General features: G+C 67.3%; 23 protein-coding genes. 6 read left to right on the forward strand and 17 right to left on the reverse strand.

Translation table 11 applies throughout. The features are described 5' to 3' along the window. Positions 1–9: 9 nt before the first annotated feature. The 11 genes from ABZ345_RS19020 to ABZ345_RS19070 form a co-directional block, all read right to left on the reverse strand. Complete coding sequence (locus ABZ345_RS19020; protein WP_359849926.1) at positions 10–984, reverse strand: ABC transporter permease; 975 nt, start codon at positions 982–984, stop codon at positions 10–12. Beyond that, on the reverse strand, positions 977–1,906 hold the full coding sequence (locus ABZ345_RS19025; RefSeq protein ID WP_359849929.1) for an ABC transporter permease: 930 nt from the start codon (positions 1,904–1,906) through the stop codon (positions 977–979). Before ABZ345_RS19025 ends, ABZ345_RS19020 begins: the two co-directional genes overlap by 8 nt. Before the next feature lie 121 nt (positions 1,907–2,027). Further along, on the reverse strand, positions 2,028–3,599 hold the full coding sequence (locus tag ABZ345_RS19030) for an ABC transporter substrate-binding protein (RefSeq protein ID WP_359849932.1): 1,572 nt from the start codon (positions 3,597–3,599) through the stop codon (positions 2,028–2,030). 224 nt (positions 3,600–3,823) lie between these two features. After that, positions 3,824–4,765, reverse strand: a complete 942-nt coding sequence (locus tag ABZ345_RS19035) for a Ppx/GppA phosphatase family protein (RefSeq protein WP_359849935.1) — start codon at positions 4,763–4,765, stop codon at positions 3,824–3,826. An 8-nt stretch (positions 4,766–4,773) separates the two neighbouring features. Continuing rightward, positions 4,774–5,328 carry a GNAT family N-acetyltransferase gene (locus ABZ345_RS19040; RefSeq protein ID WP_359849938.1) on the reverse strand — a complete coding sequence of 185 codons (555 nt, stop codon included), beginning with the start codon at positions 5,326–5,328 and terminating at the stop codon, positions 4,774–4,776. Then, entirely contained in the window at positions 5,321–5,878 is a 558-nt protein-coding gene (locus tag ABZ345_RS19045; protein WP_359849941.1) for a GNAT family protein, read from the reverse strand. Before ABZ345_RS19045 ends, ABZ345_RS19040 begins: the two co-directional genes overlap by 8 nt. 123 nt (positions 5,879–6,001) lie before the next feature. After that, the gene (locus ABZ345_RS19050) at positions 6,002–7,243 is read right to left on the reverse strand and encodes a lytic transglycosylase domain-containing protein (protein ID WP_359849944.1); all 1,242 of its coding nucleotides are present in this window, start codon (positions 7,241–7,243) and stop codon (positions 6,002–6,004) included. A gap of 200 nt (positions 7,244–7,443) precedes the next feature. Next, complete coding sequence (locus ABZ345_RS19055) at positions 7,444–7,881, reverse strand: DUF501 domain-containing protein (RefSeq protein ID WP_359850290.1); 438 nt, start codon at positions 7,879–7,881, stop codon at positions 7,444–7,446. Between the two features lie 41 nt (positions 7,882–7,922). Next, complete coding sequence (locus ABZ345_RS19060; RefSeq protein WP_359849947.1) at positions 7,923–8,417, reverse strand: septum formation initiator family protein; 495 nt, start codon at positions 8,415–8,417, stop codon at positions 7,923–7,925. A gap of 11 nt (positions 8,418–8,428) precedes the next feature. Continuing rightward, complete coding sequence (eno, locus tag ABZ345_RS19065) at positions 8,429–9,715, reverse strand: phosphopyruvate hydratase (RefSeq protein WP_359849950.1); 1,287 nt, start codon at positions 9,713–9,715, stop codon at positions 8,429–8,431. A gap of 41 nt (positions 9,716–9,756) precedes the next feature. Further along, positions 9,757–10,995 (reverse strand): cytochrome P450, encoded by a 1,239-nt coding sequence (locus ABZ345_RS19070; RefSeq protein WP_359849953.1) that lies wholly within the window; start codon positions 10,993–10,995, stop codon positions 9,757–9,759. 16 nt (positions 10,996–11,011) lie between these two features. On the opposite strand from ABZ345_RS19070, the gene ABZ345_RS19075 reads away from it, so the two are divergent. After that, positions 11,012–11,749, forward strand: coding sequence for an alpha/beta hydrolase (locus ABZ345_RS19075; RefSeq protein ID WP_359849956.1), 738 nt, complete (start codon positions 11,012–11,014; stop codon positions 11,747–11,749). Here the strand turns inward: ABZ345_RS19075 and ABZ345_RS19080 are convergent. Continuing rightward, complete coding sequence (locus tag ABZ345_RS19080) at positions 11,698–12,438, reverse strand: SDR family oxidoreductase (protein ID WP_359849959.1); 741 nt, start codon at positions 12,436–12,438, stop codon at positions 11,698–11,700. The genes ABZ345_RS19075 and ABZ345_RS19080 overlap by 52 nt on opposite strands. A 50-nt stretch (positions 12,439–12,488) precedes the next feature. After that, positions 12,489–14,027 carry a BTAD domain-containing putative transcriptional regulator gene (locus ABZ345_RS19085; protein ID WP_359849961.1) on the reverse strand — a complete coding sequence of 513 codons (1,539 nt, stop codon included), beginning with the start codon at positions 14,025–14,027 and terminating at the stop codon, positions 12,489–12,491. An 85-nt stretch (positions 14,028–14,112) separates the two neighbouring features. Between ABZ345_RS19085 and ABZ345_RS19090 the strand changes: the two genes are divergently transcribed. Together ABZ345_RS19090 and ABZ345_RS19095 are read left to right on the forward strand one after the other, a co-directional pair. After that, positions 14,113–14,748 (forward strand): type IV toxin-antitoxin system AbiEi family antitoxin, encoded by a 636-nt coding sequence (locus tag ABZ345_RS19090; RefSeq protein WP_359849964.1) that lies wholly within the window; start codon positions 14,113–14,115, stop codon positions 14,746–14,748. Next, the gene (locus tag ABZ345_RS19095) at positions 14,741–15,502 is read left to right on the forward strand and encodes a nucleotidyl transferase AbiEii/AbiGii toxin family protein (RefSeq protein WP_359849967.1); all 762 of its coding nucleotides are present in this window, start codon (positions 14,741–14,743) and stop codon (positions 15,500–15,502) included. The genes ABZ345_RS19090 and ABZ345_RS19095 overlap by 8 nt, the downstream gene beginning before the upstream one ends. 1 nt (position 15,503) lies before the next feature. Here ABZ345_RS19095 and ABZ345_RS19100 read toward each other — a convergent pair whose 3' ends face one another. Beyond that, positions 15,504–15,953 carry an Lrp/AsnC family transcriptional regulator gene (locus ABZ345_RS19100; protein ID WP_359849970.1) on the reverse strand — a complete coding sequence of 150 codons (450 nt, stop codon included), beginning with the start codon at positions 15,951–15,953 and terminating at the stop codon, positions 15,504–15,506. A gap of 50 nt (positions 15,954–16,003) precedes the next feature. Between ABZ345_RS19100 and ABZ345_RS19105 the strand changes: the two genes are divergently transcribed. From ABZ345_RS19105 to ABZ345_RS19115, 3 genes are read left to right on the forward strand one after another with little or no spacing between them, the layout of a single operon-like run. Further along, the gene (locus tag ABZ345_RS19105; RefSeq protein ID WP_359849973.1) at positions 16,004–17,122 is read left to right on the forward strand and encodes a MalY/PatB family protein; all 1,119 of its coding nucleotides are present in this window, start codon (positions 16,004–16,006) and stop codon (positions 17,120–17,122) included. A 52-nt stretch (positions 17,123–17,174) separates the two neighbouring features. Beyond that, the gene (locus ABZ345_RS19110) at positions 17,175–18,068 is read left to right on the forward strand and encodes a DMT family transporter (RefSeq protein WP_359849976.1); all 894 of its coding nucleotides are present in this window, start codon (positions 17,175–17,177) and stop codon (positions 18,066–18,068) included. A 10-nt stretch (positions 18,069–18,078) separates the two neighbouring features. Next, positions 18,079–18,450 carry a tetratricopeptide repeat protein gene (locus ABZ345_RS19115; protein ID WP_355552924.1) on the forward strand — a complete coding sequence of 124 codons (372 nt, stop codon included), beginning with the start codon at positions 18,079–18,081 and terminating at the stop codon, positions 18,448–18,450. Here the strand turns inward: ABZ345_RS19115 and efeB are convergent, their stop codons facing one another. The 3 genes from efeB to efeU are packed head-to-tail and all read right to left on the reverse strand — an operon-like array spanning position 18,451 to position 21,646. After that, positions 18,451–19,689 carry an iron uptake transporter deferrochelatase/peroxidase subunit gene (gene efeB / locus ABZ345_RS19120; RefSeq protein WP_359849980.1) on the reverse strand — a complete coding sequence of 413 codons (1,239 nt, stop codon included), beginning with the start codon at positions 19,687–19,689 and terminating at the stop codon, positions 18,451–18,453. Then, the gene (efeO, locus tag ABZ345_RS19125; RefSeq protein ID WP_359849983.1) at positions 19,686–20,804 is read right to left on the reverse strand and encodes an iron uptake system protein EfeO; all 1,119 of its coding nucleotides are present in this window, start codon (positions 20,802–20,804) and stop codon (positions 19,686–19,688) included. The genes efeB and efeO overlap by 4 nt, the downstream gene beginning before the upstream one ends. Before the next feature lie 17 nt (positions 20,805–20,821). After that, on the reverse strand, positions 20,822–21,646 hold the full coding sequence (gene efeU / locus ABZ345_RS19130; protein ID WP_359849985.1) for an iron uptake transporter permease EfeU: 825 nt from the start codon (positions 21,644–21,646) through the stop codon (positions 20,822–20,824). Between the last annotated feature and the right edge of the window lie 46 nt (positions 21,647–21,692).

Raw genomic sequence — 21,692 nt, forward strand, 5'->3', positions numbered from 1 at the left:
AGGATTCCCCTATCGGGACTTGGGGTCGAGGGCGTCGCGCACGGCGTCGCCGAGCATGACGAAGGCCAGCACGGTGACGGTCACGAAGCCCGCGGGGAACAGCAGCATGTGCGGTGCCGACTGGAAGTAGTCGCGCGACTCCGAGATCATCACGCCCCACGACACGACCGGCGGACGCAGGCCGATGCCGAGGAACGCCAGCGTCGCCTCGGCACCGATGAAGGCACCCAGGGCGATCGTCGCGTACACCAGCACGGGCGCCACGGTGTTCGGCAGCAGGTGCCGGAACACGATCCGCAGCGGCGAGGCGCCGAGACCGCGGGCGGCCTTGACGTAGTCCTGCTGCTTGGCCACGAGTGTCGCGGAACGCATGATGCGCATCGCGACCGGCCACGACAGCACCGCGATCGAGAGCACCACCTGCGTGACGATCCGGACGACGCCGGGGTTCTCCGACGGCGCGTTCAGCGTGGTCAGGATGACGATCGCGCCGAGCACGAACGGGATGCCGGCGAAGATGTCGGCGAACCGGGACAGCAGGCTGTCGAGCCACGTCTTCGCGTACCCGGCGATGATGCCGACGGTCGACCCGATCAGCACGGTCAGCAGCGTCGCGAAGATGCCGACGAGCAGCGACGCGCGGGCGCCGTGCATCGCGCGGGCGTAGACGTCGTAGCCCTGCAGGTCGTAGCCGAACCACGCGTCGCCCGAAGGCGGCTGCAGCGACTTGTCGAGGTCTGCGTGGCGCGGGTCGACGGAGGTGAACAGCGTCGGCCAGATCGCCATCAGCACGATGACCGCGATGATCACCAGCGAGATGATGAACGTGGGCTTCGTGCGCAGCTCGCCCCACGCGTCGTTCCAGAGCGAGCGCGGCTTCTTCTGCTTCTGCGACGAGTCGTCGACGTGGCTGAGCTGGTCGACACCGGCCGCCGCGGCCGCCTCGAGTCCGGAACCGCCGGACACGGATCCTGGGTCACTCATAGCGAATCCTCGGGTCGAGAACGGCGTACAGGAGGTCCACGAGCAGGCTCGCCAGCAGGTAGACCAGCACCAGCAGGGTCACGATGCCCGTGACCATGATGCCTTCCTTCTCCTGGATGCCGCGGAAGATCAGGCCGCCGATGCCGTTGATGTTGAAGACGCCCTCGGTGACGATCGCGCCGCCCATGAGGCTGCCGAGGTCGGTGCCGAGGAACGTGATCACCGGGATCAGCGAGTTGCGCAGCAGGTGGATGCCGACGACGCGGGTCTGCGGCTGGCCCTTCGCGATCGCCGTGCGCACGTAGTCCGCGCGCCGGTTCTCGACGATGCTCGTACGGGTCAGCCGGGCGACGTAGGCCATCGAGAGACTGCCGAGCACGAAGCCGGGCAGGACCAGTTCGCCGAGCGTCGGATCGGAGCTGACCGAGGTGTCCATGATGTCGAAGCCCTGCGGGCCGAGGTAGAGCCGCAGCACGAAACCGGTGACGAAGACCGGCAGCGAGATCAGGAACAGCGTCGAGACCAGGACCAGGTTGTCCAGGAAGCCCTGCTTGCGCAGGCCGGTGAGGATGCCGGCGGTGATGCCGATGATCGCCTCGATGACGAGGGCGATGATGCCCATCTTGAGGGTGATCGGCCACGACGTGGCGATCTGCTCACCGACGGACACGCCGTTGAAGGTGGTGCCGAAGTCGCCGGTGATGAGGTTGCCGAGGTACTTGAAGTACTGGAGGAGCAACGGGTCGTTGAGGTTGAGCTTCTGGCTCATCTCAGCGATGTAGGCCGGATCGCACGGCCGCTGGCCGCACTTGCCCGCGAAGGGGTCCTGCGGGATCGCCCAGACCAGGGCGTAGATCAGAAAAGTGGTCCCCAGGAAGACCGGTATCAGCTGCAGCAGACGGCGCAGCACATAGCGACCCATGAGGTCGGCTCCTTGCGTGGTGGGGGGCGCCCTGAGCCTGAACACCGCTCCGGCCCCGCGCCCGTAACGTTCGACGGACGCGGGGCCGGGCGGTTCACTCAGAACTCAGGTTGTTCGGCAATCAGGCCTTGACGCGGAACGACTCCAGGACGCCCTGGCGCTTGAACGACATCTTGGCGGCGGTCAGGTTCTTCGAGCGACCACCGATGCCCTTCTCGTTCCAGGTCGGCATGGAGGGCAGGTCCTTGGCGATGATGTCCTCCGCCTGCTGGTACAGCTTGATCGCGTCGTCCTCGTTGGCCGTCTCGTCGGCCTTCTTCAGCAGCGCGTCGACCTCGGGCTTCGAGTAGTTCGAGTCGTTGGACGAACCACCCGTGCGGTACAGCGGGTTGAGGAAGTTCTCGATCGACGGGTAGTCGGCCGACCAGTCCGAACGGCTCATGCCGGTCAGCTGCTTGCCGTCGACGATCTGACGGAACGCACCGAAGTTGGTGGCACCGACGAACTCGCACTCAACACCCAGCGCCTGCTTGATGCTGTTGCACGCCGCCTCGAGAGGCTCCTTGCGGCCACCGTCCTGGTTGGACTGGATGGTCAGCTTGCCGGTGAAGCCCGACTCCTTGAAGAGCTCCTTGGCCTTCTCCGGGTTGTACTTGCAGTACTCGCCGCAGGTGTCCGCGCGGTAGCCCTTGATGCCGGGCGACACGAAGCTGGTGGACGGCACGTACGAGCCGGCCAGCACGGTCTTCGTGATCTGCTCCCGGTTGATGGCCATCGAGACGGCCTGGCGCAGCTTGACGTTCTGGAACGCCGGGATGTACTGCGGGAACGCGATCGCGCTCTGGCCCAGCAGGTTCGCGGTCACGACCGCGTCACCGAGGTCCGCCTTGTACTTCTCGCCGACCTTGGCCGACGGCGGCAGGGCCTCCATGAAGTCCAGCTTGCCCGCGACCAGGTCCTGGTACGCGGTCTCCTGGGAGGAGTAGATCTTGTAGTCCAAGGTCTTGAAGTGGACCTTGTCCTCGCCCTTGTAGTCGTCGAAGCGCTCCATCTTGATCAGCGCGTTCGGCGTGCGGGAGACGAACTTGAGCGGGCCGTTGCCGATCGGCTTGGCCTCGGCGGCCTTCGGGTCCGCGAAGAACGAGTCCGCCATCGGCGAGAACGGCGTGTAGCCGATCATCGTGGTGAAGACCGAGGTCGGACCGTTCAGGGTGACCTTGAACTCGTAGTCGCCGACGATCTCGAGGCCGGACATCTTGTCCTTGGCCGGCTTGGCGTTCTCGTCGTCCGGGTGGACGTCCGAGAAGCCCGCGATCGGGGAGAAGAACGACGCCGCCTGCTGCGCGTTCGGCGCGTACGCGGCCCAGTTCCAGGCGTCGACGAAGTTCTTCGCCTTGACCTCGGTGCCGTCGTGGAACTTCCAGCCCTGCTTGAGCTTGATGTCGTAGACCTTCGCGTCACTGGACGTGATCGAGTCCGCCATCAAGTTGTAGGGCGCGCCGTCTTCCGCCTTGTAGCCGACCAGACGCGAGAACAGCGAGTCGGTGACCTTGCCACCGCCGGCCTCGGTCGTGTTGGCCGGGAAGAGCGTGCTCTTGGGCTCGGTGCCGTAGATGGACACCGTGCCGTCCGGGTTCTCCTTGCCACCGGTCGTGGACGAACCACCACCGCCGCCGCACGCAGTGAGCGTCATGGCGAGCGCAGCTGGCAAAGCCACCCACGCAACCCGTGATCGCGACATCAGTCTCTCCCGCCTTTCCCCGGCGCCGCCGCAGTTATTGCGTGCGCACGCCTCCCCGGGAGGTCTCGTCCACCTCCCAAAACGTGAGAGGACGTTAACCGGGGTGTCCAGGAGTACGCGCATCGAAAGCGGTCACAAAGTAGTCACGATCACCTCAAGCCGACCTTAATTCTCGGCTAGACCAGCGAAAACGCGATGCCGTCGAGGATGTCGTGCTCACTGCACACGAGCGTGCGAATACCCGCGCGATTCTCCAGCTCCCTGGCAATCGCGCGCAGAACGATGGCTCCACCGCAGATCACGTCCACCCGACCGGGATGCATGGGCCCGAGCGCGGCACGCTCATCATGAGTCATCGACAGGATACGGTCGGTGATTTCTTCTACATTGTCAAGTGTGATTCGGCTGAGGTGAATAACGTCGCTGTTGTACACCTCCAGCCCTTGGACCAGGGCTGACAACGTCGTGACGGTGCCCGCGACGCCGATCCACGTCTTGGTCTTCTCGACCGGGACGATCTCGAACGCCTCTTTGATCTGCGCGCGCGCAAACGCTTCCGCTTCGGCGATCTCGTCCTTCTCGGGCGGATCGGAGTGGATGAACCTCTCGGTCAACCGCACGCATCCGATGTCCATCGACCGCGCGGCCTCGACCTCCGTCCCGCCGCCGAGGACGAACTCGGTCGAACCTCCACCCAAATCGGTGACGAGGAAGGGTCCCTCGTCCGGGTCAAGATCGGCCACCGCGCCGAGGTAGGACAGCCTTGCCTCCTCGTCCCCGGTGATCACCTCCGCGGGCACCCCGAGAACCTCCTCGGTCATGCCGAAGAACTCGTCCCGGTTGCTCGCGTCGCGCGTCGCACTCGTGGCGACCATGCGCGCCACCTCCACGCCCTTGCGCCGCATCGTGCGCACGTAGTCGGTCAGTGCTTCCCTCGTCCGCTGGATCGCATCGGGATGCAACCGTCCGGTGGCGTCGACTCCCTGCCCGAGCCGGACGATCTTCATCTCGCGGTGCACGTCCCGCAGCCACGCGGTGCCGTCGTCGCGCTTGGTCACGTCGGCGATCAGGAGCCTGATCGAGTTGGTCCCGCAGTCGATGGCCGCGACCCGCGACATGATCACCCCTACTTCAGTCTCTGATACTCCTGCGCAAGCATGGCGTAGACGTACAGGTCGCCCCACTCGCCCTTGAAGATCTCGTTGTGCCTGAAGTGCGCCTCCCGGCGCATCCCGAGCCGCTCCATCAGCCGCCAGCTCGGCTCGTCGCGCGGGTCGCACTGGGCGATGATCCGGTGCAGGTTCAGGTGGCCGAACCCGAACTCGAGCAGCGCTTCAGCCGCCTCGGTGGCCAGCCCCTTGCCCTGGAACTCGGGGTTGAAGCCGTAGCCGATCTCGCCCTGGCGGTTGACCTTGCTGAGCCACTTGAGGACCACGTCGCCGACGACCCTGCCCTGTTCCGGCCAGTAGACGGCCAGCCAGAGCTTCTGTCCCTCGTCGGACAGCTCGGTGCAGGCCATCCGCTCGGCGATCAGTTCTCTCGTCTGCTCGCGGTCCTGGGCCTCGCTGTAGAGGTAGCGGTGCACCTCGGGCTGCGAGCGGTAGGCGTGCAGGTCGTCGAGGTCGTGCGGTTCGAACGGGCGCAGGACGAGGCGCGCGGTCTTGATCGGGAAGTCAGGCACGCGCGTACTCCTCTTCCAGGAGCGCGTAGATGAAGGCGTCGCGCCACTCGCCCTTGCAGATCTCGTACTCCCTCAGGTGGGCTTCCCTGCGCATCCCGAGGCGTTCCATGAGGCGCCACGACGGCTCGTTGCGCGGGTCGCACGTGGCGATGATCCGGTGCAGGTTCATGTCGTTGAACCCGATCTTGAGCATCTCAGCGGCGGCTTCGCGGGCCAGGCCCTTGCCGTGGAACTCGGGGTTGAAGACGTAGCCGATCTCGCCCTGGCGGTGCTCTTCGCTCAGCCAGCTGAGGACGACGTCGCCGATGACCCGGCCGGCCTCCGGCCAGTAGGCCGCCAGCACGAGCCACTGGTCCTCTTCGGTCAGCTCGGTCTGGGTCATCTTCTTGGCGAACGCTTCCTCGGCGACTGCCCGGTCTTCGAGGTGGTCGGCGAAGAGGTAGCGGTAGACGTCGCGGCGGGAGCGGTAGGCGTAGAAGTCGTCGAAGTCCGCGGGTTCGTACGGGCGGAGGACGAGGCGGTCGGTCCTCAAGGGATAGACAGGGCGCACGCACACCACCTTGCCAAGGATCGCCGCCCCCGCCTCGCGATTTATGGGGGCGCACAGCCCGCGTCGAGAGGCATCGAACCCAGGAGCAGGCTCTCCTTCGCCGAACCAGCGGAACGCGCAGTACTAGCTGGGCGTGCTCGTGATCAGGCTGTTCGTCGTCGGCTGCGCCGAGCTGCTGTTCGCGCCCGTCGTGGACTTCTCGGTCGCCGACGTGGACGACTGCGAGGTGCCGGACGACTGCTGCGGCGGGTTCGAGGACTGCTGCGGCGGGTCGGACGGCTTCGACGGGTCCGACGACGGCGGCGTCGAGGAGGACGACGAAGAAGACGGAGGCGTCGACGAAGAGGAGGAGGGCGGGCACGACGACGACGTGGACGACGGGGTCGAGGAGGAGGTCGGCGTCGAGGAGGAAGGGGTCGGGCAGTCCGGGGTCGACGGGGGCGTCGAGGACGAGGAGGACGACGGCGGGTTCGAGGTGCCCGGGGTGCCGCCTGGGTCGGTGCCGCCCGGGTTGTTGTTGCCCGGCGTCGGGTTTTGGACGTTGTTGCCGTTGTTCGGCAGGGACGGCAGGGCGTTGACGTTCTCGCTGTACTCCTTGGCCCACTTGAGGACCGTTTCGACGTACGTCGTGGAGTTGTTGTAGCGGAAGACGGCCTTGGCTCGGGCGTCCTGCTTCGTCATGTCGCCGCCGCCCGCGCAGAGGTAGCGGCCGGCGCCCAGGGCGGCGTCGTAGACGTTGTTCGGGTTGACGTTGCCGTCTTCGTTGCCGTCGCCGCCGTAGCTCGCCCAGGTGCCCGGGATGAACTGCATCGGGCCCACCGCGCGGTCCCAGGCGCTGTCGCCGTCCAGGCGGCCGCCGTCGGTGTCGCGGATGGCGGCCACGCCGGGGGCGCCGTTCAGGATCGGGCCGAGGATCTTCGGGGTGGCGTCGCCGACGGCGTTCACGCGACCGTTGTTGGCGTGGTTGGACTCGACCTTGCCGATGCCGGCGAGCAGGGCCCAGTCGAGGTTGCAGCCGGGGACCAGCTCGGCCATCTTGTCCTCGGCGCGGAGGTAGGCCTCGAAGACGACGCCCGGGATGTCGTAGCTGCCGGGGAAGTCGTCGATCGCGTCGCCGGGGTCGTTGTCGAGGTTGTCGTCGAGCTTGCCGTCCTCGAGGTCGGCCAGCAGGGCCGCGCTCAGCTCGTCGGAGAGCGGCAGGCGGCCGGACGCGCCGAGTTCGGACGGGTCGCGGTGCAGGGCGTTCCAGACGTCGGCCGGGCCGAGGCTGACAGCGATGTCGTTGTGCTTGGACAGGTTGACCCAGTCGACCAGCTTGGTGCCGACGATCATGGTGGGCGCGAGCATCGCAGCCAGCGCAGCCACGGCGAAGCCCTTTTGCCTAGGACTCAGCGCCGACGGACCACGCAGCTTGGCCATTGCCACGAATACTCACCTCTCGTGCGTCATCGCGGCTCGCCGTCCTGCAGTTACGGCGAACGCCCCCACAAGTTCCACCCTGCCCCACTGCTGAAGCCTAGGTGTACCCAAGACGGAGTGAAGCGTGTGTTCGGTTCCGTTGACTGTTAACTCACCGAACAGTCACCCGCCGGCCACAGGCCCTGCTCGGTCAAGAGTGCCAGGGCCTCGTCCCCCATGGGATTGACCCCAGGGCCCTTCGCGAGGGCATGAGCGACGTGCACGTGAAGGCACTTAACTCTGCTCGGCATGCCGCCCGCGGTGACTTGCGTGCCCAACGACTCGATGGCGTCCCTCTCCGCGAGGTACGACTCGTGCGCGCGCAGGTACGCCGCGGCGAGCTCCTCGTCGGACGCCAGCCGATCCTGCTGCTCCTTCATCAGCCCGCCGCCCTCCAGCGTGCTGACCAGCGAGTTCAGCTTCGGGCAGGTCAGGTAGTACAGCGTCGGGAACGGCGTCCCGTCGGGCAGCCGCGGGTCCGTCTGCACGACGTTCGGGTGCCCGCTGGGGCACCGCGAGGCGATCGCACGCGTTCCGCGCGGCATGCGGCCGAGCTGCTGAGCGACCGTTTCCAGGTCAGCAGCACTTACTTGTGCGTCACCGATTCCCACAGTTCCTCGTACCAAGACCTTTGTGCCGCGGGCTTGCCCGACGGCCTCTCCGATTCAGTGTTCCGCTTCTCGTCACCCGGCAGCTGGACGATGTACGGCGTCTCGCCCGGCCGCACCCAGTGCAGCCGCTTGCGCGCCTCGATCTCCACGTACGCCGGGTCGTTCAACTGCGCCTTCCGCTGTTCCAGGGCGGCGACCTGCTCACGCAGCTTCTGCTGTTCGGCACCCACGTCGCGCAGCTCGTCGCGTTGCGAGAGGTAGGTCCGCAGCGGGACCGCGATGCTCAACGCCAGTGCGCACAGCACCATCGCGAACATCGCGGCCCGCCGCGTCCCGGTCATGCCGAACGCGCCACCCGTGCCGTCACTGCGCCGCGAAGGCGCCTTGGGACGGGGTGGCTTTCGAGCGCGCGCGGGCCGCGCCTCCCGCTCTTCGCGGGGGCGGCGGGGACGACGCGCGCGCTCGGCCATACCTCAGCTTCTCAGCTCTCCGGCGTGTAGCGCGGGAACGCGAGCTCACCGGCGTAACGCGCCGCGTCACCCAGCGACTCCTCGATGCGCAGCAGCTGGTTGTACTTCGCGGTGCGCTCACCACGCGCCGGAGCACCGGTCTTGATCTGGCCGGCGCCGGTCGCGACAGCGAGGTCGGCGATGGTCGTGTCCTCGGTCTCGCCCGAGCGGTGCGACATCATCGACTTGTAGCCGTACGACGTGGCCAGCGAGACGGCGTCGAGCGTCTCGGACAGCGTGCCGATCTGGTTGACCTTCACCAGCAGCGCGTTGGCGGCGCGGCGGGAGATGCCCTCCTCCAGGCGCTCCGGGTTGGTGACGAACAGGTCGTCGCCGACGATCTGGACCTTCTCGCCCAGCTCGGCGGTCATCTGCACCCAGCCGTCCCAGTCGTCCTCGGACAGCGGGTCCTCGATCGACACCATCGGGTAATCGCGGACCAGCTCGGAGTAGTAGCCGATCATCTGCTCGGCGGACCGCTTGTTCTTCTCGAACGTGTACGCGCCGTCGGAGAAGAACTCCGTGGCGGCCACGTCGAGCGCGAGCGCGATGTCGCGGCCCGCCCGGTAACCGGCCTTCTCGATGGCCTCGAGGATCAGGTCGAGCGCGTCGCGGTTGCTGCCCAGCGACGGCGCGAAGCCACCCTCGTCACCCAGACCCGTGGCGAGACCCTTGCTCTTCAGCACGGACTTGAGCGCGTGGTAGACCTCGGTGCCCCAGCGCAGGCCCTCGCGGAACGTCTCCGCGCCGATCGGCGCGATCATGAACTCCTGGATGTCCACCTCGGTGTCGGCGTGCGAGCCGCCATTGAGGATGTTCAGCATCGGCACGGGCAGCACGTGCGCGTTCGGTCCGCCGATGTAGCGGAACAGCTCCAGGCCGGACGACGTGGCCGCGGCCTTCGCGACGGCCAGCGACACACCGAGGATCGCGTTGGCGCCGAGACGACCCTTGTCCGGCGTGCCGTCCAGGTCGACGAGCTTCTGGTCGACGACGCGCTGCTCGACGGCCTCGATGCCGACCAGCTCGGGCCCGATCTCGTCGAGCACCGCGGTGACCGCGCGCTCGACGCCCTTGCCCAGGTACCGCTTGGCGTCGCCGTCCCGCAGCTCCACCGCCTCGTGCTCACCGGTCGACGCGCCCGACGGAACGGCCGCGCGCTCCAGCGTGCCGTCGTCCAGCGCCACCTCGACCTCGACGGTGGGGTTGCCGCGCGAGTCCAGGATCTCGCGTGCTCCGACCTGCTCGATGACAGCCACTTGCGCTCCCTGTTTCTCCTGCGTCTCGTCTCGCGACGAGCCTACTTGGGCCCACTGACAGGCAGGTGCTTGACGCCGTTTTGGAAGTTCGACCGCAGCCTGTCGACGGGACCATCCAACTGAATCGTGCCAGAAAGGTCCAGGACCGCTGCGAAAATCGCGCGCATCTGGGTCCTGGCCAGCTGCGCCCCGAGACAGAAGTGCGGACCGTGCCCGAAGCTCAGATGATCGGCCTCGCGGCGCCCGACGTCGAACTTGCTCGGTTCTGTGAAAGCTCTCTCATCGCGGTTGGCGGACGAGAACCAGACCACGACCTTCTCCCCCGCCCTGATCTTCACGCCGCTCAGCTCGGTGTCCTGGACAGCCGTGCGGCGGAAGTGCATCACGGGCGTCCACCACCTCAGCATCTCCTCGACGGCGGTCGGAAGCAGCGAACGGTCGGCGCGCAACCGCTCGTACTGGTCGGGGTGGTCGAGCAGGGCGATCATGCCGCCGGGAATCCCGTTGCGGAGGGTTTCATTGCCCGCCACGGAGAACAGCCAGAAGAGGTTCTCGAACTCCTCAAGAGAGATGTCCTCCTGCATGAGGTTGCTCAGCACATCATCAGAAGGATGCGCACGCTTGTACGAGCCCAACGCGTGCGCATACGCGTAGAGGTCGGGCATGCCACCCCGTGCGCGCGGATCACGACCGTCTTCAGGACGAAGCTCCAACGCCTGGAGAGCCATATCGGTCATGCCCGCGGTCGAACTGGACGACAGCGCGTACTCCGAGTCCTGGAAGCCGATCACGCGGTTGCTCCAGTCGTAGAGCAACGCGCGGTCCTGCCGGGGCACCCCGAAGACGTCGGCCAGCGTCAACAGCGGCAGATCGGCGACGTCGGCGGCGAAATCACCCGAGAGGTTGGCGATGATCTCGCGGGCGTTGGACCGGATCCCGTCTTCCAGACGAGCCACCGCACGCGGCGTGAAAGCCCTGGTCAGCATGCGCCGAAGCCGCGTGTGCGAAGGTGGGTCCTGGTTGAGCATCATGCGCTGGACGTAGGCCAGGTCCGAGGGCTGCGGGTCGCGGATCTGCGTGGCACCGCGATGAGACGAGAACACCCCGGGCGTCTTCAGAACGGTCCGGACGTCCTCATGGCGGAAGACTGCCCAGAAGTCGTCGATGCGCACGACGTTCTTTTCGCGCAGCCGGGTGAGTGCGTCGTGCGGGACACCCGAGGTATACGTGTCCGGGTCGACGATCAGCTCGGCATCGACACCATGTCCTTCTGGCCGCATAGAACAGGATTCTGACGTGCTCCATGTCGAACGTGGCGGAAACGGACCACTGCTGGTGCTGCTGCACGGTCTGGGCGCGACCGGTGAGGTGTGGAAGGACGTCGTCAGCGAGTGGCACGGCAGCTGGCTCGTGCCGGACCTCCCGGGCCACGGACGCTCCGCACCCATCGAGCGCTACTCGTTCGGCTCGTTCGCGGCAGCCGTCGCGAACGTCATCCCGCGCGAGCCCATCACGGTCATCGGCCACTCGCTGGGCGGCGTCGTCGGGCTGGCGCTGGCGAGCGGCTGGTTCGGCGTCGACGTGACCACGTGCATCGGCGTCGGGATCAAGGTGCAGTGGACCGACGAGGAGCTGGAGAAAGCCGCAGCGCTCGCCGCCAAGCCGGGCAAAGTCTTCGCCACGAAAGAAGAAGCCGTCGAACGCGCGTCGAAGATGGCGGGCGTACCACTGCTGCACGGAGTGTCCGAAGTGGATGGAGGATGGACGCCGTCGCTGGACATGAAGGCGTTCGGGGTGGGCAGGCCGGACATGCCGGGGCTGATCATGGCCGCGGAGGCCGAGGTCGTGCTGGCGGCGGGTGAGAACGACCCGATGAGCCCTCAGGAGCACCTGAAGGAGCTGGTGCCCGAGCCGGTCGAGTTCCCCGGCACGGGCCACAACGTGCACGTCGAGTCGTCCTCGTCGATCACCGCGCTGCTGGCTCAGGTGGCGAGGAAGCCGCCGTCGACCGAGAGCACCACTCCGTTGACGTAGCTGGACTTCTCGGACGCGAGGAACAGCACGGCCTCCGCGATCTCCTCGGGCTCACCGGTGCGGGCGAGCGGGATGGCCTCGCCGAACGCCTCGAACACCTCACCGGCCTGCGTGACGGCGGCGTCGGTGCGGATCGGGCCGGGCGCGACGGAGTTGACCCGGACGTTGTGGGCACCGAACTCGATCGCCCATGAGCGGGTCAGCGCGTCCATGGCGGCCTTGGAGGCGCTGTAGACGCTGGTGACCGCGTTGCCGACGTCGGCGCCGATCGACGAGATGTTGACGATCGAGCCGCTCTTCTTCGCGACCATGTGCGGCACCAGCGCGGCGGTGAGGAAGTAGGTGCCCTTCACGTTGACGTCGAAGACCTGCTGGTAGACCTCCGGCGACTGCTCGGTGGTCGGCGAGAACGGGAAGATGCCCGCGTTGTTGACGAGCACGTCGACCTCGCCGACCTCCTGCGCGAGCTTGCGAACGTCGTCGAGGCTGCCGACGTCCGAGACGATGAAGTGCCCGGTGCCGCCGGCCTGCTCGATCAGCTCGACGGTCTCCTTGCCCAGCTCCGCCCTGCGTCCGGTGAGGTAGACGGTGGCGCCCGCCTCCGCGAGCTTGACCGCGATCGCGCGGCCGATGCCCGACGTCGCGCCGGTGACGAGTGCCTTCTTGCCTGCGAGTTCCTTGGTTGACATGTCTCCGAACGTGGTCGCGCCAGATCGTCAGGCCATAAATTCCGGATGAATCAGCCGGTCAGAGCGGGTGTGCGCAGCCCGAAGTACATCTGCACGAACCGCGGCAGCCGGTAGCAGCCGAGATCCAGCGGCTCGATCAGGTGCACGTCGGCGAGTGCCTCCAGCAGCACCTCGATCTCGCCGGGCTCGCTGCCGGACATCTCGGCCGCCTCGCAGACGTTGATCACCTCGGCATCCTTGCGCGCGAAGCAGGTCATGAGGTGACGTTCGCCCTCGGTCAGCGCCCGGTCGGCACTGACCAGCGGCGCCAGCACCGAACGGCAGTCGGACGGGATCGCCGCGCCGAGCCGGGTCTCGCGTTCCATCTGGGCGAGCAGCATCGCGATGGTCCAGTGCGGCCGGGCGGTGAGCTTGCCGCTGAGCACGCGGATCGGGTTCGGGAGGCACGAGACGCGGTCGAGCACCTGCTCCGCCTCCTGCGGCTCGGCGTTGACGCGGGCGGGGTCGAGAACCTTCCGGAACAGCTCGTGCGCCTCGGTTCGCGTGAGTCCCGCCGTCTTCACCCAGGTCACGCCGGGCAGCTCGTTCAGCCGGCGCACGCTCGTGAGGATCATGGCCGAGCCCGGCGTGTGCAGGTCCTTGACCTGGCACGGCTCCTGCACGTCGTCGACCACGATCAGGAACCGCCTGCCGCGTGCCTTTTCCCGCCACAGCGCGGCTTTGTCACCGACGGGGTTCTCGACGCCGACCGCGCGCAGCAGCTCGTTCGCGACGTCCTTGCCGCGCACGAAGATCTGGCCGTCCGGGTACCGGTTCCTGACGAGGTGCGCGACGTGCGTGGCGAGCGCGGTCTTGCCACTGCCCCGCATACCGGTGATGCCGAGGGTGCCCGGCAACGTCTGGAGCGCCTTGGCGATCTGCTCGGCGCGGCCGGTGAAGTCGGGCAGATCGGGCGGCAGCTGCTCGGGCCTGCGCGGCAGAGTCAGCTCGCCCTTGAGGATCTGCGCGTGGACCTTGCGCAGCTCGGGTCCCGGTTCGAGGCCGAGTTCTTCGTTCAGGAGTGTGCGCGCCTCGTGGTACTCGTCGAGCGCCTCCGCCTGCCTGCCCTCGCGGTAGAGGGCGTGCATCAGCAGTGCGCGCGGGCGTTCCCTGAGCGGGAAGGTGGCGACGTGCTTCTGCAGCTCGAGGATGTCGAGCTCGCGTTCGAGCCAGTCCTCGCGGGCCTTCAACCGGTGCTGGGACAGCCGCGTCCGCTGGGCCTCGAAGTACGCGCTTTCGAGGCCTTCGAGGGGCTCGCCGCGGCAGTCGTCGATGAGCTCCGCCCGGACCGTGTAGCCGCCGTTGCGGGACTTCAGATCCAGCTCTGGCAGGGATTTGCGGATCTTGTACATGTACGTCCTGAGCGCCATGACCGCGCTCGGCGTCGGGTCGTCCCAGACCATGCCGATCAGCTGGTCGTTGCTCAGCCGGATGCCGTTGTTCAGCAGCAACGCCGCCAGCACCGCCCGCTGCTGACGCGGCCCCAGTTCGATCTCCTCGTCATCTCGCCAGGCTCGTACCGGACCCATCAGTGAGAAGCGCAGGCTCATGCAACAGCACAACAACCGAACGCATTCCCCGCTTCCCGCGAAGATGAGTACTATGAACGTAGGCTCAGAGCCTACGGAGGTCGTATTGAAGGACCACGTCACCATCCCGACCAAGCTCGCCAGAAGGGCGAACAAGGTGCTGCGCCCCAGGGACGCGGCCGACGTCTACGCCCATCCTCGGGCAGAGTTCGCCCGCCTCCTCGAACAAGCGGTGTTGCGCCAGATCAGCACCGGCTACTACGCACTCGCGCCGATGGAACGGTTGGGAGATCCGCGTTGGCGCCCAGATCTCGCGGCAGTAGCGCTCGGAGTGGCTCAAGCCGACTACGGCAAAGAGGCGGTGGCACTGATGGGCATCACCGCCGCACGTCGTCATGGCGCTCTGCCACGTGCCATCAGCACAGCAGTCGTGGCTGTGCCCAAGCAACGCCCGCCGCTGCAGACCGCGTTCGGGGAAGTGGTCTTCGTCAAACGCGATGTGCAGCACCTCGATCTCCAGCGTGTGGAAACAGAACTCACGACCGGCTGGATGACCACTCCGGAGCAGACGGCGCTCGACATCGCCGCACGGCCCCAGCTCGGTGGTCTCGAAGACGCCGACATCTGGCCGATCGTGCGAGCACTCGCCCGCACGATCGACTGGACCCTTGCCGAGGACCTCGCGCGTGATCAGCACAAGCCAGGCGCGCTGGCCAGGATGAAAGAGGCAGCAGGTGCTTGAACACGACGAACTCGTCGCGGTTGCCGACATGTTCGGGGTCGCCGAGGACCAGGTCCGGCGGGACCACCTGATCAGCCACGTGCTGGCAGCCTTGCCCGAGATAGCGCCCGAGGTCCTCTTCGTCGGAGGAACCGCCTTGGCCAGGACTCATCTCGCAGATCCAGCGGCAGGCAGCAGGTTGTCGGAGGACATCGACCTGTGGGTACCTGAACGCGACTCGGTCGCCACCACCCTCGACGAGCTGCTGCCGCGACGGCTGCGCAGGGAATTTCCTGGAACGAGTTCGGATCCTCCGCTGAGGTCGGCGAAGTCGGCAGTCGAACCCGGCTTGCTCGTCACCCCCGCGGATCTCCGGGTCCGCGTTCAACTGATCGACCACGAGGACTGGGCGCGGTGGGCGAGCGAGACCGCCCGGATCGAGACCCGCTACAGCGACATCACGGCGGAGGTCGAGCTCAAAGTCCCGACGCTGCCGGCTTTCGCGGCGATGAAGACCCTCGCCTGGGCAGACCGTCACGCGGCACGGGACCTGTACGACCTCGCCCACCTGGCCGAGCTGGGCGCTTTGACAGACGAGGCGGCCGAACTGATCCGCGACGCGACCGGCGCATCCGTGCAGCGGTACGACTTCGCCTCGCTGCCCTCAAGGCTCGAGTGGGAGTCACAGCTCGCCCACCAGACTCGCGACCTTTCCACGCCAGAACGTTGCCTTGAAGTGGTGCGAAACGCGTACGGCGAGGCACTCGGCTGGTAGGTCACGGATTGGCCGGCAACGGGCGCGGCTCGATCACCTGCTTCATCACGATCGTCGAGGTCAGCCCCCGCACGCCCGGCAGCTTCGCCAGCGTCTCCTCGTACAGTCGCTGATACGACGCCAGGTCCGCGGTGACCACGCGCAACAGGTAGTCGGGGCTGCCGAACAGCCGCTGCGCCTCCACCACGTTCGGCACCCCCACCAACGCCTGGTCGAAGTCGTCCATCGACTCGATCCGCAGCTTGGCGAACACCAGCGCCTCGAAGCCGAAGCCGATCGCGGCGGCGTCCACCACGGCCCGGTAGCCGCGGATCACCCCGGCGCGTTCCAGCTCGCGCAGCCGGCGCTGGCAGCGGGAGATGCTCAGCTGCACGCGGTCGGCCAGCTCGGTGATGGTCAGGCGGCCGTCGGCCTGCACCTCGGCAAGAATTTTGCGATCCAGGGCATCCATGCGCAAACAATGGCAAACACTTCCTCAGCCGACGAGCCTACGTTTGCCCCATGAACCCGTTACGTCAGCTCACCCTGGACCAGCTGAGGCAACGCACGAGCATGAAGTGGCGGTACTACCCCGAGGACGTGCTGCCCGTGTGGGTCGCCGAGATGGACGTCCTGCTCGCACCACCGGTCGCCGACGCGATCACCGAGGCGGTACGGAGAGGCGACACGGGCTATCCCGCCGGAACCGCGTACGCCGAGGCGCTCCAGGAGTTCGCGAGGAAGCGCTGGGACTGGGCACCGGCCGTGGAACGCACCGCGATCGTGCCGGACGTGATGCTCGGCGTCGTCGAGATGTTCCGGCTGGTCTCCCACCGGGACGCGCCCGTCGTCGTCAACTGCCCGGTGTACCCGCCCTTCTACATGTTCATCGAGTCGCTGGGACGGACCGTCGTCGAGGCACCGCTCGACGAAGCCCACCGGATCGACTTCGACAACCTCGAAGCCGCGTTCACCAGGGCGGGCAAGGGATCGGTCTACCTGCTCTGCAACCCGCACAACCCGACCGGCACCGTCCACACCGAGGCCGAGCTGCGCGAAGTCGCCCGGTTGGCGCGCAAGCACGGCGTGCGCGTGGTGGCCGACGAGATCCACGCGCCGCTCACGACAGCGCAGTTCGTGCCGTACCTGAGCGTCGCGGACGACGGACTGTCGTTGATGTCGGCTTCCAAGGCCTGGAACCTGGCCGGGCTGAAGGCCGCGCTCGCGATCGCCGGCCCGGACGCCGCCGAAGACCTGAAGCGCCTGCCGGAAGAGGTGAGCCACGGCCCCAGCCACGTCGGCGTCCTCGCCCACACGGCGGCGCTGAAGGACGGCGGCGAGTGGCTCGACGCACTCCTCGCAGGACTCGGCGAGAACCGGCGACTGCTCAAGGATCTGCTGGCAGAACAGCTGCCCGGCGTCCGGTACGAACCGGCACAGGGCACCTATCTCGCCTGGCTGGACTGCCGCGAACTGGGTCTCGGCGACGACCCGAGCAAGGTGTTCCTGCAGCAGGGCCGAGTCGCGCTGAACTCCGGGAAGGAGTTCGGCACGGGCGGCACGGGGTTCGTGCGGATGAACCTCTCGACCTCGCCGGAGATCATCACCGAGGCGGTTCGCCGGATGGCCTCCGTCCTCTAGATCCGGGACAAGACCTCGTGCGCGAGGGCGCCGGCTGGTAGTCGTGGAACCCGTGCGGATCAAACCCGGCTTCGCGGTGGGCACGGTGCTGGTGTGGGCCTCCGGCTATCCGGTGGGCGCGCTCGCCGTGGCCGTGGCTCCCCCGTTCCTGATGACCACCATCCGCTTCACCCTCGCGGCCACGCTCATGGCGCTCGTGGCCCTCACCACGAGCGCGCGCTGGCCGCGTGGATGGCCGCTCGTCCACACGTGCGTGGCGGGACTGCTCGTGCAGGCGTGCCAGTTCTCCGGCGTGTACCTCGGGTTGCGGCTCGGCGTGCCGGCGTCCGTCACCGCGTTGATCATCTCGTGCACGCCGGTGCTCACGGCCGTTGTGTCGGCAGGGGTGTTCGGTGTCCGAATTGGACTGAGACAGCTCATCGGCCTGGCGCTCGGGATCGCGGCCGTGCTGGCGGCGCTCTGGGACCGGCTGGGGTCGTTCGGGTCCGGCGCGGTGTTCACGGTGCTGGGCATGCTCGGGTTCGTCGCCGGAGGCGTCTACCAGCAGAAGTTCTGCCGGGACACGGACTTCCGCAGCGGCAACGCGGTGCAGCACGCCGTGTCGGTGCCGGTGGTCGGGCTGCTGGCGCTGACCGAGAACGCCGGGGTGACGGACTGGCGGCAGTTCTGGCTGGCCGCGGCGTTCCTGGTGCTGGTGAACTCGATGGGCGGGGCGTCGCTGTTCCTGGTCGGGGTCCGCAACGGCGGCGCGGCGGCCATGACCACGCTGTCCTCTGTGGTTCCGTCCGTCACGGCGTTGATCGCGTGGCCGCTGCTCGGCCAGACGCCGACGGCCGGTGTCGTGGCTGGGCTGGTGCTCGGGTTCGGAGCGTGCTGGCTCGGGACGGCCACCCCGAAGGGTTCTGTCGCCCGGACGGCAGTCGAAGAACCGGCGAGCGGTAGGTAACGTTGATCGAATGACGGACAGCACCTTCGAGGCGTTTCGGAAGGCGGAGGCGTTGATGGCGCAGCGTCGGCCTCTCGACGCGCTCCGCGAGCTGAAACAGGTGCTGGCCGAGGCCGGGGAGGCGCCGTCCGTGCAACTGCTGGCCGGCCGGGCCTATCTCGGGTCCGCGCAGCTCAACCGGGCCGAGGAAGCGTTCCGGAAGGTGCTCGACCTCGACCCGAGCGACCACTACGCCCGGTTCGCGCTCGGCAAGACGCTGCAGCGGCTCGGGCGCCTCACCGAGGCGCTCGCCCAGTTGCGGATGGCGGTCGCGATGAACCCGTCACCCGAGTACCAGGAAGCGCTCGGTGAGGTCAAAGCCCGGCTGGCCCTGGGAACCTGATCACCTGAACAGGCCCTCGCCCCAGAACCCGCCCTCCTTCACACCCGGCGGCACCGCGAAGTGCGCGGACCCGGTGTGCTCCACGTACTCCATCATCTTGTCCTTTGTGGACAGGGCCTGCTGCATCGGCACGAAGTGAGTGCGCGTGTCGCGGTTGAAGCCCAGGAAGAACAGACCGGCGTCGAGGTGCCCGAGCCCGTCGGAGCCGTCGGTGAAGTTGTAACCGCGACGCAGGATCCTGACGCCGTTCAACGACTCCGGCGACGCGAGCCGGATGTGCGAGACCTCGCCGATCAACGGCACTCCGCCCGCGCCCCTGACGTGCAGGTCGGGCTCGTCGAACTCCTTCTGCTGCCCCAGCGGCGCGCCCTCGCCCTTGGTGCGCCCGATGATCTGTTCCTGCTCGGTCAGCGACGTGCGGTCCCAGATCTCGATGTGCATGCGGATCCGGCGCGCCACCAGGTACGTGCCACCGCGGATCCACTCCGGGCCCTCGGTGACCCACACGTGGTCGCGCAGGTGGTCGGTGTCCTCGGCCTTGATGTTGCGGGTGCCGTCCTTGAACCCGAACATGTTGCGCGGCGTGGCCTGCGCGCGCGTGGTCGACGACGTGCGGCCGAACCCGAGCTGCGACCAGCGCACCGCGACCCGGCCGAACCCGATGCGGACCAGGTTGCGGATCGCATGCACGGCGACCTGCGGGTCGTTCGCACAGGCCTGGATGCAGATGTCACCGTTGCTGCGCGCGGGGTCCAGGTCGTCCTGCGGGAAGCGCGGCAGGTCGATCAACGCCTCCGGACGCTTGTCCTTGAGCCCGAACCTGTCGTCGAACAGCGACGGCCCGAAGCCGATCGTGATCGTCAGCGCGGACGCCGGCAGGTCGAGCGCCTCGCCGGTGTCCTTGGGCGGCGCCGCGGCGTTGCCACCGACGGCCCCGTTCTCGGCAGCCTCCTGGCCCGCGGTCATCCGTTCCGCGGCCGCGGTCCACTGCTTGAGCAGGTCGACGAGCTCTTCGCGGCTGGTCGTCTTCACGTCCAGCGCGACGAAGTGCATGTGGTCCTGCGCGGGCGTGGTGATGCCCGCCTGCACGTCGCCGTAGAACGGAACCTTCGCCGCGGCGAGGTTCTCGACCTCCGGTGACGGCTTGGCGGCGAGCACTCCGGCCGTCGCACCCGCGCCCGCGAGCGCCACTCCGGCGCCCGCGTAGCCCAGCAGCCTGCGGCGGGAAACCCCGGTCACTTGGCCGACACCACTTCCGCGACCTTGCTGACCGGCTCGCCGAGTGCGTCGACGGCTTCGGCCAGCGCCTTGATCTCGTCCTGCGTCAGCTCCTTGTACGACTTGAAGCCGTCACCCTTGCGGTGCTTCTCCAGGACTTCGTCGAGCGCCTTGAACTTGGCGTCCAGAGTGGACACGAGCGTCTTGTCCTTCTGCTCCACGGCAGGACGCAGCGCCGCGATGGCCGCCTGCGAACCGTCCACGTTGGCCCGGAAGTCCCACAGGTCGGTGTGCGAGTAGCGGTCCTCCTCACCGGTGATCTTGCCGGTGGCGACCTCGTCGAGCAGCTCCTTGGCACCGTTGGCCAGCTCCACGGGCGTCAACTCGACCGTCTTCGCCTTGGACACGATCTCCTTGACGTCGACCAGGAGCTGGTCCGCGATCTTGTCGGAGTCGGCCTGCAGCCCGGACTCCCACAGGTCCTTCTCCAGACGGTGGAAGCCGGTGAAGGCCTGACCCTCCTCGATCACGTCCTCGCGGCCGTCGATCTTGGGGTCGAGGTCGCCGAAGCTCTCCGCGACGGGCTCGATGCGCTCCCAGTAGGTCCGCGACACGGGGAAGAGCGCCTTGGCGTCGTCGACCTTCTTGGCCTTGACGGCGTTGACGAACTCCTCGGTCTTCACCAGCAGCTGGTCGGCCTGCGAGCTCACGTAACGCTGGTAGCTCTTGGTCGCCTCGGCCAGCAGCGCGTTGCCGTCGGTGGACTTCTTGCTGTCACCGGTGACGGTGAAGTCGCCGCGGATGCCGTCGCCCTTCATGCCGGGCTTGCACGCGGTCTGGAACTTGCCGGACTCCGTCGCCTCGACGATCAGCTTGCGGCTCAGGCCGGGCCCGATGTTCTCGACCTCGCCGAGGATGCGGTCGCCCTCGGCGTAGAGGTAGAACTCGGTCATCTTCGTGCCCTTGTTGGTCACCTCGAACGTGATGGGACCGGTGGCCGCCTCGGTCTTGGCCACCTTGCACGCGTCATCGCTCGCCTCGACAGCGATGGTGCCGCTCGCACCGCTCGTGCTGCTGCCGTTGCTGCACGCCGCCAGCACCGCGAGAGAGCCGAGAATCACTACTGCCTTGCGCACGATCTTTACTCCAGTGATCAGTTGGCCACGGCGGCGCGACGGCGCGGCCGGATGAGGAACACGGACAGAACAACCCCCACGTAGGCGACCCACGCGATGGCCTGCAGCACGGACGTCCGCTGCGAGTAGTTGAAGAACCCCTTGAGCAGCGCCCCGTACCAGGAGTCCTCCGGCAGGGTGTCGCTGACGTCGAACGCCAGCGTGTTCAACCCGGGCAGGATGGCGGCTTCCTGCAGGTCGTGGATGCCGTAGCTGAGCACGCCGGCGGCCACGAACACGAGCAGCACACCCGTGACGGTGAAGAACTTGCCGAGATCGAACCGGATCGCCCCCTGGTACAGCAGCGCCGCGATCACCACGGCCACCGCGATCCCCGCCAGGAACCCGAGCAGCGGCTCCGTCGTACCCCCTCCAGCGGCCTGCACGCTGGAATAGAAGAAGACCGCCGTCTCCAGCCCTTCGCGACCCACCGACACAAGGGCCACCACAGCAACGGCGATTGGTCCGATTTCGAGTGCTTCGTCCATTTTGCCGCGCAACTCGACCGCGATCGTCTTGGCGGCCTTGCGCATCCAGAAGATCATTCCTGTGACGAACGCGACGGCAATGATCGACATGGTCCCGCCGAACGCTTCCTGCTGCTCAAAGCTCATACCGGCAGCACTGAACGTGATGATCGCCCCAGCTGCCACGGACAGTGCCACGGCCGTCGCAACGCCGACCCAAACCCACCTGAGCGCGTACCTGCGGTCCGTCTTGACCAGGAATGCGATCAAGATGCTCACCACGAGCGCGGCCTCGAGCCCTTCCCGTAGCCCGATCAGCCCATTGGTGAACAACATCTCGACGCCTCCAGAAAAAATTAGGTCGGCCTTATTTAAGGTAAGC

Origin of the sequence: Lentzea sp. NPDC005914, from assembly GCF_040629405.1 — a bacterium.
GTDB lineage: Bacteria > Actinomycetota > Actinomycetes > Mycobacteriales > Pseudonocardiaceae > Lentzea.

Bases quoted from the DNA above. Each gene is read 5' to 3' on its own strand.
- ABZ345_RS19020 (WP_359849926.1), bottom strand. From the start codon at position 984: ATGAGTGACCCAGGATCCGTGTCCGGCGGTTCCGGACTCGAGGCGGCC.
- ABZ345_RS19025 (WP_359849929.1), bottom strand. From the start codon at position 1,906: ATGGGTCGCTATGTGCTGCGCCGTCTGCTGCAGCTGATACCGGTCTTC.
- ABZ345_RS19030 (WP_359849932.1), bottom strand. From the start codon at position 3,599: ATGACGCTCACTGCGTGCGGCGGCGGTGGTGGTTCGTCCACGACCGGT.
- ABZ345_RS19035 (WP_359849935.1), bottom strand. From the start codon at position 4,765: ATGTCGCGGGTCGCGGCCATCGACTGCGGGACCAACTCGATCAGGCTC.
- ABZ345_RS19055 (WP_359850290.1), bottom strand. From the start codon at position 7,881: ATGCCGCGCGGAACGCGTGCGATCGCCTCGCGGTGCCCCAGCGGGCAC.
- ABZ345_RS19060 (WP_359849947.1), bottom strand. From the start codon at position 8,417: ATGGCCGAGCGCGCGCGTCGTCCCCGCCGCCCCCGCGAAGAGCGGGAG.
- ABZ345_RS19070 (WP_359849953.1), bottom strand. From the start codon at position 10,995: ATGCGGCCAGAAGGACATGGTGTCGATGCCGAGCTGATCGTCGACCCG.
- ABZ345_RS19080 (WP_359849959.1), bottom strand. From the start codon at position 12,438: ATGTCAACCAAGGAACTCGCAGGCAAGAAGGCACTCGTCACCGGCGCG.
- ABZ345_RS19085 (WP_359849961.1), bottom strand. From the start codon at position 14,027: ATGAGCCTGCGCTTCTCACTGATGGGTCCGGTACGAGCCTGGCGAGAT.
- ABZ345_RS19100 (WP_359849970.1), bottom strand. From the start codon at position 15,953: ATGGATGCCCTGGATCGCAAAATTCTTGCCGAGGTGCAGGCCGACGGC.
- ABZ345_RS19105 (WP_359849973.1), top strand. From the start codon at position 16,004: ATGAACCCGTTACGTCAGCTCACCCTGGACCAGCTGAGGCAACGCACG.
- ABZ345_RS19115 (WP_355552924.1), top strand. From the start codon at position 18,079: ATGACGGACAGCACCTTCGAGGCGTTTCGGAAGGCGGAGGCGTTGATG.
- efeU (WP_359849985.1), bottom strand. From the start codon at position 21,646: ATGTTGTTCACCAATGGGCTGATCGGGCTACGGGAAGGGCTCGAGGCC.